Below are 12442 nucleotides of genomic sequence, written 5' to 3' on the forward strand. Positions count from 1 at the left end.
CTTGTCAGGGATAGACAATGCCCATACAAAACACTGCCCAACAAACATCTCTGCTAAACCAGCAAGAGCTGTTAATTTTTCAATTAATAGACAAGCAACTGTTTGGTATTAACGTTCTTAAAATTAAAGAAATCATCCCACTTCAACGACTAGTTAAACTTCCTTTTTCTCACCCTGCTGTCGTCGGAATCGCCAAACTGCGTGGAACCCCTTTGACGGTTATAGACCTTGCTCATGCACTAGGCATAGCAGACTACCAAACAACTGATCAAAATGGCTCGATTATTATTACAGAGTTTAACCGTTCTATGCAGGGTTTTCTGGTTAACCATGTTAATCGCATTATTAACTGTAAGTGGAATGATATTTCTACTACCCCAAAAGCTATTGGTAATGATATTTATATCACTGGAATCACCAAACTAAATGGGGAAATAGTAGAGATAGTTGATGTTGAAAAAGTAATAAATGAAATCACTCCTACACCAGACTATAATACCCAGCTCGCCAGTGAACTACCTTATGAGTTTAAACAAGAGTTAAAAAATAAGTTAGTTGTAGTAGTTGATGACTCATTAATGGCCCGTAAACAAGTAGCCAACACTCTCAAATCGATAGGTGTACAATATGTATTAGCTTGTGATGGGAAGCAAGCAATCGAAAAAATTCATGAGTTGAATTCCCATAACAAACGGGTAGATATGATTATCTCTGATATCGAAATGCCTACAATGGATGGCTACACCTTAACCCAAGAGATTAGAAGAGACTCTGATGAAGAGTTATCTTCAACCTATATTTTGTTACATACCTCTTTAGCTAGTACCGTAAGTTCTGTCAATGCCACACTCTGCGGTGCCAATGCTTCTTTAACCAAATTTGTCACCAATGATTTGGCTAATGCAGTAATTGAGGCACTTACCCCCAAAGTGGGCTAATTTCTAATATTTATTATTTCTTACTCAGTACTCTCCTAAGAGAGTGCTGATAAACGAGTACTTTACTCAACCACTATAGAAGACACTTGATCATTTGCCCCTCTGCTAACCAGACAACTAGTGTCTGAATTTAACCTCCAGGCACGACCTCTAAAGTTATCATGTTCGTATAAAGTAACCGACATCCCATAGGGTACTCGAATAGATGATAAATCATCATTTTTAATACCCAAGCCTCTCAGTTGTCGCAAATTATAATGTCCGGGTGCTAAACGAACACGATACCCATCAAAATTGCAGTGCTGGTAAACAGTGGCTGGTGGTTTAGTAGCAACTGGCCATGAAGGACGCACTTTACGAACAACTAATGATGATAACTTATCATTAAAGCCATTATTCACCAGACATTTATCACTTCCTTGTAAGGTAATAGAACGTCCCCGGAAATTATCATGCTCGTATAGTGTAACTTGATACCCTCTTGGTACACTAAATGATGAAATGTCATCATTTTGAATACCAAGCTTCTGCAACTGTCTTAAGTTATATTGTCCAGGCCGTAATGATGAGCGATAGCCTTTAAATTTACAATGCTGGTAGGCTGTAACTAAATTAGGGTCATATGGTCTATACGGCTGTTGAGGTGCAGGGCGATATTTACTAATTACTAATGAAGAAACTTTGTCATTAAACCCATTATTAACAAGACAACGATCATTCCCTGTTAGCGTTATTGACCGGCCCCGAAAATTATCATGCTCAAATAAAGTAACTTGATAGCCAGACGGTATATAGAGAGATGATACATCATCGTTTAATACACCATAACGACTAAGCTTCGCTAAGTTGTATTTTCCTCGTTTTAAATTAGCATAGTTACCCTGAAAGTCACAGTGCCTAAATAAAGTGACACGCTTTCTTTTCGGTATTGGAGGAGTATGCTGATAACTAGCCTGAGACGGATATTGTGCTTGAGGCTCGTAATACTCCCATGCAACAGCCTGAGGCTCAACTATACAACCAACCAGACTACCAATAAAAGGTATAAATTTAGTTTTTTGCATATGCTGCTACTCCTGATTAAGGTGGCTTTTTGCCTCAAACCTAAAATGTACTCCTGTTAACCAATGTGCGGTCAATCAGAACATTGATAACTTGCTCTCGCGAATAGTCATTCTCGAATCTGTAGCCAGAATAATTGACTTTGATTAATTGAACCTTAAATAGAAATTCAGCTTGCAAAAAATAGCTTCTGGCATCAACTTGCCTCAGTTAAAGCGATGGATATAGCTAGTCATTTAGATATTTCTATCAAATATATTAACGATACTAATTGTCAACTATCCTCAACTAAATGTCATACTCAACGCTTCAAAAATACTCACAACAACAGTTACTGTATACATGCTCCAAATATTTAAAGGGTGTTTACTATGTTAAAAAAAATGCTTTTACCTCTGGCCATTTTTTATTCTTCAAGTATCTTGGCAGGAGCTGACTTCCCTCTTATTAATAACAAAGGTAAAACCATTGGCAAGGTTACTATAGTGCAAGGAACCGAGGGTGTATTGATCAATATAAAAGCAAAGGATTTACCTCCCGGTTATCACGGCATGCATTTTCATCGTAAAGGGGACTGCGGTGATCTGGCCACATTTAAATCAGCAGAAGGCCATATTGACCCACATCAAAAACCCCATGGCTTTTTGAACTCAAAAGGCCCTCATGAAGGCAACTTACCTAATCTAATTGTTAGCAATGATGGAACAGTAGAGGTAGAATTATATAGTCAAATGGTTCAGTTAAAGGAAGGACCTGCGAAATTGCTTGATGAAGATGGTTCAGCACTAATTATTCATGCCAACAAAGATGATCATACCAGCCAACCCATTGGCGGCTCTGGTGGACGACTAGCCTGTGCCAGTATTAAGTAACGACTAATTTTATATAAAATACAAACAAGACTACCCTGAATATTTCACCAAACCACAGAACTTATCATAAGCCTCGCAACTTTTGATACTTGATGAAATATTCAGGCCAGTTATCTACTCAGTAAGTATACTTTTCGCGAATGACTATATTCATAGTCAAGATCGTTTAGTAACCGACTTTATAAATACATATATTGAATTATTTCATTAGCTGTATAACCAAGGTACTCCGTCATACTTGGTAATTTTCATTGTTTGTTGCTTACCATCTGGTTTCTTTAGCTCTTTACTTACTTTATACACCCGCCACTCACATTGACTCTGGTTAAACTCAATGGTTGCAAAACCATGATCATTAGCATTGAACCGTTTAATATGAGGGTTATTCAATCTCACCATGGCTTCACTAAGCATTTTCACAACTTCTGGGCGCTTAACTTTATACTTCAATAGTCGGCTAGCCCCTTCAATCAGTCCTGCTGAAGTCATAGCAGGCGTCATAAATTCAACACCCGACAGATTATTCCAGTTCCAGTTCAGTGATTTGCTATAATCAACTTTTAAATAAGAGGCCATGCTAGCATGCAAGTCACCTGTTAATACGACTAAGTTGTCTACTCCATAGTTTTGTGAAATCTCAGCCAGTTGTTGTCTTTCCGCCTGGTAACCATCCCAACTATCAACGGAAAAAGGTGCTAATTCCTGCCCTAGCAAGGTAGCTGCTAAACGCCCCATAAAGGTTTGGTTGCCTAACACTTGCCAACGACAACGACTACTTGCTAAACCGCTAAATAGCCAGTCTCGTTGCTGGCTTCCAAACATTGTATTATTTTGATTGGCACCGTTGGTACAACCAATCGGTAAATAGCGTTCAAATACATCACCCTGTCCACAAGGTTGAGCAGTACGATAGGTACGAGTATCTAACATAAACAGATTAACTAAATTGCCAAACTGAAACTGACGATAAATTTGACTATAACGGTGAGGATGAGTGTTGCTTGGGTTTAACTTAATTCGAGTAGGCGTGTACTCACACCAGGCTTGCTGAGCAGATAACTTTAATTCCCGTAATTTATCAAGTCGTTGATGGGCAAACTCCGGTTTATTTGCATAAGGGTGATCTGGAGCCCCCAAAGTGTCTTGTTGATAATCCCAATAGCAGTCATTGGCAACTTCATGGTCATCAGTGGTAATGATCCAACTATGATTTTCTAATGCTTGCCTCAACCAGGGATCTTGTCTATAAGTACGGTAAATTGTTCGGTAATCATCCAAACTCATTGCCACACCATAATCATTGCTAAGTTTTATTTTTCGATCAGTATATTTATCTGATTGGAAGCGTTTATCACCAACACTTTCATATATAAAGTCCCCTAAGTGTACGACAAAGTCAATTTCACGATTTGTTGCTACTGCATGATAAGCGCCATAATAGCCATTGGTGTAATCCTGACAAGTTAATACTGCAAACTTAATTTTTTCAATTTCATGAGAGGCAGCAGGTAAAGTTTTACAACGACCAATTCGACTATTTACTCCCTTATAAATAAATCGGTAATAATAAGTAGTCGCAGGTTGTAGCTGGCCAGATAAGTCAACTTTAATCGTAAAATCAGTATACTGAATTAATTTGGTATCAACTTGCCCCTGAACTAATAAAATATCTGCCTTATAGTCAGCATAAATTTCAAAAACCAACGGTTCATATTCTATATATTCAGTTGGGCTTAGTCTGGTCCAAAGAATAATACCCGTATCACTTGGATCACCAGAAGCTATCGAGACAGGAAACACGGTATTAGAAAGCTCTGAATCTACTGAAGTATTATCTGGCAAATCAGCATTATTATACCCATTAACACCATGATAGCTTTCTGCTGGGGTATTATTAGTGCTGGCTCTCAGCTTATTTATCGTTAATAAATAAGGGGCTGTTATGACCCCCCCAAGCAAACTAACAAAAGTTCTTCGGCCAATATTAGCAGACATAGTTTTTCCTTGTTATTATTTTTGTAACCGAAAATATAAATTACTATCAAAATTCACATAACATATACACTGTAAAACTCTAGTTAAGGGGATATTTGTGAATTTGAAGATATAATTAGCAGTTAATTATTAACCTATTATTAAGTTCTCTAATATTAGTGTTTTCTAATCAAATATTTGTAAGAACATTCAATAATATAACTGCCATATAATTTATAAAAATTGGCAAATTTAATACTTTAGTATAACTAAGAAAGTATGTACATTTACGCCTTCAAACAGCATAAAATGTATGATTTTTAAACACCTATTTTATCGACTTATCATACAAAACGATGGTACTATTTTAATTATCTTCACGCATAAAAAACAAATATACTCGTTTGTAACAAAACTAAACACTAATGATACAAACTCTAAGGTTTCTAATTTCTAGGTTAGAAACTATATCCTCTTATAACCAGGTAATATATTGTAATATTTTATTTTTTTCATATAATGAGGAGCCAACTTACCCTTCAGAAGCCTTACTTATTTGCTTGGGTACTATTTATTTTATTTGGTTATTTTTTTTACTTGGATACGGATTGTTCTATGAATTTTTATATAAAAAGTCTCTTGAGTGTATTTTTTTTTCTAACAATCTCCACTCAAACCTACAGCCAACCTATTCATTTACTTACCAACCCCTTTCCACCATTACACATGACTGTTAGCAACAATGGTTTTGGTAAAGATGAAAATGTAACAGGCCTTGCAACTGAAATTATAAATCAACTGTTTACCAGAGCTAATATTGAATACACAATAACCCTGCAACCTTCTTCAGAAGAAAGCCAAGAAACAGTTATTCAAAGTAATAACTATGGTATCTTCACAGCTTTTAAAACCGAACAAAGCCAACGTACCTTCAAATGGGTTGGACCTCTTTTTGAAGAAGACTGGATTATCCTTGCGCCAAAGCATAAAAATATCACCATAGGTCAGTTAAAAGAATTAAACAAGTACCGGGTAGGAAGTTATGAACAGGATGAAATCAGCAAATATTTAATGAGAAATGGCATTAAGCTTATTAAAGCAAAAGGGGATGTAGTAAACGCTGCTAAATTAAAACTTGGGAAAATTGATTTATGGGCAACTAGCTCGCTTTCTGGCCCTATAATAGCCAAACGCTATAGCATGCATAACTTAGAAGTTGTTTACAAATTTAACAAAAGTCCTTTATGGTTAGCACTAAATAAGAATATAAGTGATGAGGTTGTATCTGTATTAAATGAAAATCTAAATAAATTACGTAATGAAGGTTTTATTGATTCAGTAGTTAAAAAATATAGCCGCCCCAACAATATTTAGTGCATTTTTCAATCAAACATACTTTTACTATTAAAAAAATATATATCTTTATTTTTAAACAAAATACTAAAATTACAAAGGCAATATACCCTATAAAGACAATAGGTATAGGGTATACTGACCTTATATTATTGTTCCCGATTTATTATTTATACCCAGCTTATTGAGTGCAAAAAAGCCAATATTTAAGCTACTGAGCCGACAATATAGTAAATTATCAAAACCAATTTTTTATATCAAAATAAATCGATTATTTTCACTCTTTTGTAGAACAAACGTCACAATTAGATTTGCGCTGTAACTGCCATCGGTTAAACTCCATACTGGCTAAGTCCATAGTTAGCAAGGTGTTAGTTAGCGGTTTACCAATACCTGTTGCTAACTTAATTGCTTCCATAGCCCCTAAACATCCTACCGTGCCAGATGTTGCACCTAAAACTGGAAATTCACGTCGCCATTGGGGCGGCTCAACAGGATAAATACAAGACAAGCAAGGTGTTTTTCCAGGAATAATCGTGGTTATTTGTGCCTCCATCGAATACATAGCACACTCAACTAGTGGTATACCACGCTTAACTGCTTCTTGGTTCATTGCGAACCTTTCTTGAAACAACGGTGCACAGTCGATAACAATGTCAACCCCTTCCATTAATTTACTGATATTGTTTACATTAGCATTTTCTGCATAAGAGATAATTTCCAAACGAGGATTAAGCTGCTTTAACCGTTGTTCTGCAGAGCGTACCCGCTCAGTGACCCCTACACCATCGTAAGTCATCAGCAATTGTCGGTTTAAATCTGAATATTTGATACTTCCTTCATGAGCCAAAACCATTCGCCCAATACCTGCCGCAGCCAGCTCATAAGCAACTACTGACCCAAGTCCACCGACCCTGGATATTAATACTGTTGTATTACGTAAAGCTTGCTGACCTTGCTCTCCAAAACCCGGCACCCACATTTGCCACTGATAAATAGCTTGTTCTTCTTCTGATAGTTTGACTGGTTCAGCACTGCTCATTTCACTCAACCTCCAGAAATAGGGGCTAAAAGCGTCAGCACATCACCTTGCTGAAAACCCGGATTATCATCGACATTCACTTGCTCATTACCGATTAGGTAAATAACCGATTGACACAGCTCACCATCAGACCGTAACAAGGCCCCCTTTAACTCGCTGAAGTTACAAAGCTGCTTTATTGCCGAAGCAAGGTTGTTGTTAATTAATTCAATAGTAAATGATTCAGCCCCAGCTCGCAGCCGCAAAGGCCCAAATAGTTTAACTTGTAGTTTCATCCCATATCATCCTTGGTGTTTCATTAATGTTTCCCTATGTTAAAAAACTATTAAAAATTCATCACGACCTGCTATTTACAGTGTCGTATTTAGATCACTTATTGTTTTACAAATAGACTTTTGAATTATTGCGTAACTGACAGTTTACAGGCCCTAGCCAGATGTCAAAAACTAGCGGTATATTTTTTAGGCAAAAAAAAGCCCTGATCATAGGGGGATCAGGGCATATCAATTACTTTGCCTAGGAGTTAAGGGGGTTAACTCAACTGCTGGAGAATATAATAGTAAACTTACAAAAAAATACAAATCCGTAATTTTACGAGCAACACTGTGGATTATACTTAATGTAATGAATGCTAACCTAATAAAACAGACATTTAACAAGTTCAACGAAGACTAAGTGCCTATATCAGGCTTTGACTCAATGGCAGAACTAGTTCTTTAATAGCCATTAATTTTATAAATATTACCTACATACTGACCAAGCGAACAACTTTCATCCTACCTCAAAGGAGGTTACACCATAAAAACGGTCAAGAGGTAAATCCGGAGCTTTAATTGAGTACATTCTCGCCGTTTCAAACACACTTTGCATGTTATAGCGTTGCGCCAATTTAAGTGCCTTTTGGTTAACCTCTGGCACATCAAGATAAATTGATTGGGATGCTTCTACCCCTTGCTTTAATGCTAAAAAAAGATCATTGGCAAGCTCTGGTGTATTGGCAAATAAAGGCCCTATTTTATAACCACTCAAAGCTTTACGAATAACACCATAACCTACCAAACAATCATTTTGCACAACACCTAGTGTATTACAATCATTTTGATTGAGCCATGATTTCAGAAACCGATCTCTTCTTTCAGGGAAAAAAGGGCGACTATATCGCTCAATAGTTTCAAATGGCAAACTAGAAAGATCTACAATGTTTGATTGAATGGCTGAACTACCACCACCTAACCCTTCAAAGCGAATGTTGCGATAAGCTAGTTGAAAACCATATTTTTTGTAGTTTTCCTGTTGTTCAACTACACCATCCAGACCAATATTACATCCTTTCAAATAGTTAATCCCAACCTCCCAAATTTTCAGCCCATATCCTTTGCCACGGTAATTTGGGTGAACAATATAGAAACCTAAAAAACCAAACGATTCACCGTATTTGACCACTGAAATCGTTGCTATAGGCTCATCATCAAGAAGTCCTATAAGAAAACCATTAGGGTCAGCACGATAGTAACATTCAGCATCATTAATACCAGGATTCCATCCTTCTTCAGCAGCCCAGTTAATGGCAATGCTCACCTCTTCTCGATGCATTGTCCGAATAACATACTTATTATTTTTCATTGGATACCTTTCCGCTGTTATAGAAGTAAATATACTTTTTATACACTGATAACATTGCTCAGCCTCTTTCTGACAAAATACTACCAAAAGTGTATTTCACCTAAAAGACTTAACTAATTCAATACACCAAGGCTTATTTAAATAAGCCTTGGTGTAGGTTATGTGTAAATAAGTATTGGCATTATTCTGACAGAATATTAAGCCTTTATTACTTGCAGCAAAGAATAACTTTCTGTTTTCCTATTAGTCGTTATTAAGCATAGGTGTCTTTTCTACAAGGAAATTGGAATGACAAATAATACAGAAGTAAGAAACTACCGCCTAACATCTATTGATTGCATGCGTGGGATAGTGATGATTTTGATGGCTTTAGATCATGTTCGCGCTTATTTTTCATATTCAACTCATGACCCTACAGCCCCATTCCCCTTATTTGCTACACGGTGGATAACCCATTTGTGTGCTCCTGCATTTATCTTATTAGCTGGAGTTTCTATAGGCTTAATGGCACGTTATCGTTCCCTAATCAATTTAACCCAGTTTCTAGTTACTCGAGGTATTTGGTTAATTTTTCTGGAAATGACTGTAATTACCTTTGCTTGGAAATTTAATTACATTAATGAACCTATTGGCATTATTTTTCAGGTGATTTGGGCATTAGGCGTTGCCATGATCGTTATGGCTATACTAATTCATTTACCTAAAATAGTAGTAGGGTTTATTGCTCTTACTTTAGTCTCCAGTGGCGGCATCCTTGATATAATTATGCCTACTTCCTCGTTCTCTCAAACCTATCCATTATGGATGAGTATACACAGGCAAATAGTTTGGGAGCTTGGCAACTATATAGTAATAGTTATTTACCCCACTCTAAGCTGGATTGGAGTAATGGCTTTTGGCTATCTTTTGGCAGATATATATAAACAACCTCAACAACAAAGACAATATTCACTATTAAAAATGGGGATAGGCTTGTTAATCTTCTTTTTTCTATTTCGTTTTTTCAACATCTATGGTGACCCCACTCCCTGGCGACCAGGTGAAACTATTATGCGTACAATAATAAATTTTATTAATGTTGATAAATATTCACCCTCTCTATTATACTTATCCATTACTTTAGGGATTAACTTTTTACTATTAGCTTTTCTAGAAAAATATAAATTCTTTTGTTATACCGCAATGGTAACTATCGGCCGGGTACCCTTATTTTATTATGTATTACATATCTACCTTATTCATCTGGCAGCCTTATGCACCGGAATGATTATGGGTTTTCCTGCCAGCTCTTTACTCGTTCATGCTACAGCAATACCAGCAGACTTTGGTTTTAGCTTGCCAGTAGTTTATCTAGTTTGGTTAATTATCATACTGGCTCTTTATCCCGCCTGTAAATGGTTTGCAGATATTAAAGCAAAGCGAAAAAATTGGTGGCTATCTTATTTGTAATACTTCTCTACAAGCACTGTTAAAATAAAAAAGTATACCTACAACAAAAGGTATACTTTTTTATATTTAAATATCTACAAAATGGTCATATTCACCTTACTAAATCATGATAGGAATGTTAAAAAAATACTCACTTGGTGCTCTTGCCAATATAATCTAGCCTTATCTAACGTTTTTGATCAAATCAAAATCAAGGAGATGAGAGATGACAACAACAGGGCAAAGTCGTTTAGATTTTTTGAAAAAAAACCCTCACACTTGTGCATGGTCTGCTTTAAATCATGCTGTGAATCAACAACAAAAGACTACACCAGGCCCAGTTAAAATAAAGAGTAATGCTTTCTCTGGTAAACGAGCAGTAATAATTGGCTCAGGTATTGGCGGTTTAACAACTGCCTATGAGCTGTTAGCTCAGCAATCAGGCATGGAAGTTATTATACTAGAAGCACATAACCGCACAGGAGGTCGTTGCTTAACCTTACGTACTGGCGATACTTTAACTGAAGATAAAGATAGAGAGCTATTTAACTCTACTCCAGGAGAAACACAAGTTGTTCGTTTTGTGCGTCCACTAAATGATAGCGAGCCATATTTAAACGCCGGCCCTGGCCGAATTCCTTCTAGCCATAAACGACTGCTGCATTATTTGAAAAAGTTTGGTGTTGACCTAGAAGTATATGTAATGAACAGTGGCTCAAACTTAACCCAAATGGCAGGAGGGCCTTTTCACGGTAAGCCAATTGTTAATCGACGATTAGATCATAATACTCGGGGTTGGCTAGCTGAAATGGTATACCAAAATGCACAAGCACTAATTGAAAGTGCAACCGATACGAATGACGATGACAACAAACAAGAGTTAATAAATAAATTACAATGCTTAATGGTTACTTTTGGTAATTTAAATAGTGAAGGTCAATACCAAGTTAGTGCCAACATCGAAGGCCAAGATGATGGAGCATCAGATAGAGCAGGCTACACAGTACTACCTGGAGTAGACAGTGGAGAAGTAGCAGAAGCCTTAAGTTTAAATAGTCTATTAGACTCTGAGTTTTGGAAGAAGACCCGCTTCTATCAACCAGAAGACTTTCTTTGGCAGCCTACTCTCTTCCAGCCCGTTGGAGGAATGGACAGAGTTCAGCATGCTTTCGCCCAACAAATTGCTGCGCTTGGTGGTACGATACATCTAAATAGTCCTGTACAAAAAATAGATTGGGATGATACAAAACAACAGTTTGTTATTTATGTTAGTAAAATGGGTAGTACAGAGAGTCAAGTCTATACAGCCGATTACTGTTTTAGTAATGCTGCTATCCCTTTCCTCAAAGAATTACTTTCTGAACGACTACAATGCAAAACCTCAAGAAAAGGATTTTCAGAAAACTTCAAACAAGCTCTTCAAGCGGTTTATCAAGCACAGTTTTCACCAGCTCCCAGTAAAACACCTGAGTTTCCTGAAGCAAAATTTTTAGCTTGTACCACAAAAGTAGGTTGGCAAGCCGATCGTTATTTATGGCAAGGCAGTAAGATCGGTAATGTATACAATAAAGAGGTTGGAGAAGAAATATTGAGTGTTCCTGACGCTGAAATTGGAGTGGTACCAATTTTTGGTGGCATTTCTTGGACCGACAACCCAATTACCCAAATTTGGTATCCTTCAACTAGTTATCACGACCAAAAAGGTACATTAACAGGTTGCTACAACTTTCAAGAGAATGCTTTTAAGATGGGTAACGAACCCATTAGCAAGCGGCTTGATCAAGCAAGAGAAGGAGCCAAGCTTTTTGGCGAAGCATTCGGTAAAGGCTTGACCCATGGTGTTGCCATCGCTTGGCAAAATATGCCGTATATTAAGGGCGGTTGGGCACAGTGGTATTTGGTTGGCAAAGATTCTCAAGAAAGTGTGAAACATTTTAACCAGTTAATTCAAGGAACTGGAGTAGATGGGGAAGAAAAGCCAAATTTTTTTATCGTAGGCGACCAAGTATCTTCTTTACCTGGTTGGCAAGAGGGTGCAATAGCATCAGCATTAAATGCTATCAGCCGCTTGTCACGCCCAGACTTGCAAATACCTCACTTGTCTGTTTTACCTGATACTCGTGTGATAGTAGAAAGTATTTAATTTCGAG

General features: G+C 37.0%; 10 protein-coding genes. 5 read left to right on the forward strand and 5 right to left on the reverse strand.

Annotated elements, in window-relative coordinates; translation table 11 throughout:
• Positions 1-17 precede the first annotated feature (17 nt).
• On the forward strand, positions 18-938 hold the full coding sequence (locus tag G4Y78_RS27430; RefSeq protein ID WP_163836123.1) for a chemotaxis protein: 921 nt from the start codon (positions 18-20) through the stop codon (positions 936-938).
• Between the two features lie 62 nt (positions 939-1000).
• On the opposite strand, the gene G4Y78_RS27435 is transcribed toward G4Y78_RS27430, so the two are convergent.
• A complete protein-coding gene (locus G4Y78_RS27435) occupies positions 1001-2002 on the reverse strand; it encodes a beta/gamma crystallin-related protein (RefSeq protein WP_163836623.1) in 1002 nt (333 codons plus the stop codon).
• Positions 2003-2371: 369 nt separating this feature from the next.
• Here G4Y78_RS27435 and G4Y78_RS27440 point away from each other — a divergent pair, with 369 nt between their 5' ends.
• Entirely contained in the window at positions 2372-2872 is a 501-nt protein-coding gene (locus G4Y78_RS27440) for a superoxide dismutase family protein (RefSeq protein ID WP_163836124.1), read from the forward strand.
• Between the two features lie 207 nt (positions 2873-3079).
• Here the strand turns inward: G4Y78_RS27440 and G4Y78_RS27445 are convergent, their stop codons facing one another.
• Entirely contained in the window at positions 3080-4867 is a 1788-nt protein-coding gene (locus G4Y78_RS27445; RefSeq protein WP_163836125.1) for an alkaline phosphatase D family protein, read from the reverse strand.
• A 594-nt stretch (positions 4868-5461) separates the two neighbouring features.
• On the opposite strand from G4Y78_RS27445, the gene G4Y78_RS27450 reads away from it, so the two are divergent.
• Positions 5462-6220 (forward strand): substrate-binding periplasmic protein, encoded by a 759-nt coding sequence (locus G4Y78_RS27450; protein WP_163836126.1) that lies wholly within the window; start codon positions 5462-5464, stop codon positions 6218-6220.
• Between the two features lie 256 nt (positions 6221-6476).
• Here G4Y78_RS27450 and G4Y78_RS27455 read toward each other — a convergent pair whose 3' ends face one another.
• The 3 genes from G4Y78_RS27455 to G4Y78_RS27465 form a co-directional block, all read right to left on the reverse strand.
• On the reverse strand, positions 6477-7241 hold the full coding sequence (locus G4Y78_RS27455; RefSeq protein WP_163836127.1) for a HesA/MoeB/ThiF family protein: 765 nt from the start codon (positions 7239-7241) through the stop codon (positions 6477-6479).
• A gap of 5 nt (positions 7242-7246) precedes the next feature.
• Positions 7247-7516 (reverse strand): MoaD/ThiS family protein, encoded by a 270-nt coding sequence (locus G4Y78_RS27460; RefSeq protein WP_163836128.1) that lies wholly within the window; start codon positions 7514-7516, stop codon positions 7247-7249.
• A 496-nt stretch (positions 7517-8012) separates the two neighbouring features.
• Entirely contained in the window at positions 8013-8864 is an 852-nt protein-coding gene (locus G4Y78_RS27465; RefSeq protein ID WP_163836129.1) for a GNAT family N-acetyltransferase, read from the reverse strand.
• 288 nt (positions 8865-9152) lie between these two features.
• Between G4Y78_RS27465 and G4Y78_RS27470 the strand changes: the two genes are divergently transcribed.
• The gene (locus tag G4Y78_RS27470) at positions 9153-10313 is read left to right on the forward strand and encodes a DUF1624 domain-containing protein (protein WP_163836130.1); all 1161 of its coding nucleotides are present in this window, start codon (positions 9153-9155) and stop codon (positions 10311-10313) included.
• 205 nt (positions 10314-10518) lie between these two features.
• Positions 10519-12435: a flavin monoamine oxidase family protein gene (locus G4Y78_RS27475; RefSeq protein ID WP_163836131.1), complete on the forward strand. Its 1917-nt coding sequence runs from the start codon at positions 10519-10521 to the stop codon at positions 12433-12435.
• The last annotated feature ends 7 nt before the right edge of the window (positions 12436-12442 follow it).

The sequence above is a fragment of the Spartinivicinus ruber genome, from assembly GCF_011009015.1.
In the GTDB taxonomy this organism is placed as follows: domain Bacteria; phylum Pseudomonadota; class Gammaproteobacteria; order Pseudomonadales; family Zooshikellaceae; genus Spartinivicinus; species Spartinivicinus ruber.

Bases quoted from the DNA above. Each gene is read 5' to 3' on its own strand.
- G4Y78_RS27430 (WP_163836123.1), top strand. From the start codon at position 18: ATGCCCATACAAAACACTGCCCAACAAACATCTCTGCTAAACCAGCAA.
- G4Y78_RS27435 (WP_163836623.1), bottom strand. From the start codon at position 2,002: ATGCAAAAAACTAAATTTATACCTTTTATTGGTAGTCTGGTTGGTTGT.
- G4Y78_RS27440 (WP_163836124.1), top strand. From the start codon at position 2,372: ATGTTAAAAAAAATGCTTTTACCTCTGGCCATTTTTTATTCTTCAAGT.
- G4Y78_RS27445 (WP_163836125.1), bottom strand. From the start codon at position 4,867: ATGTCTGCTAATATTGGCCGAAGAACTTTTGTTAGTTTGCTTGGGGGG.
- G4Y78_RS27450 (WP_163836126.1), top strand. From the start codon at position 5,462: ATGAATTTTTATATAAAAAGTCTCTTGAGTGTATTTTTTTTTCTAACA.
- G4Y78_RS27455 (WP_163836127.1), bottom strand. From the start codon at position 7,241: ATGAGCAGTGCTGAACCAGTCAAACTATCAGAAGAAGAACAAGCTATT.
- G4Y78_RS27460 (WP_163836128.1), bottom strand. From the start codon at position 7,516: ATGAAACTACAAGTTAAACTATTTGGGCCTTTGCGGCTGCGAGCTGGG.
- G4Y78_RS27465 (WP_163836129.1), bottom strand. From the start codon at position 8,864: ATGAAAAATAATAAGTATGTTATTCGGACAATGCATCGAGAAGAGGTG.
- G4Y78_RS27470 (WP_163836130.1), top strand. From the start codon at position 9,153: ATGACAAATAATACAGAAGTAAGAAACTACCGCCTAACATCTATTGAT.
- G4Y78_RS27475 (WP_163836131.1), top strand. From the start codon at position 10,519: ATGACAACAACAGGGCAAAGTCGTTTAGATTTTTTGAAAAAAAACCCT.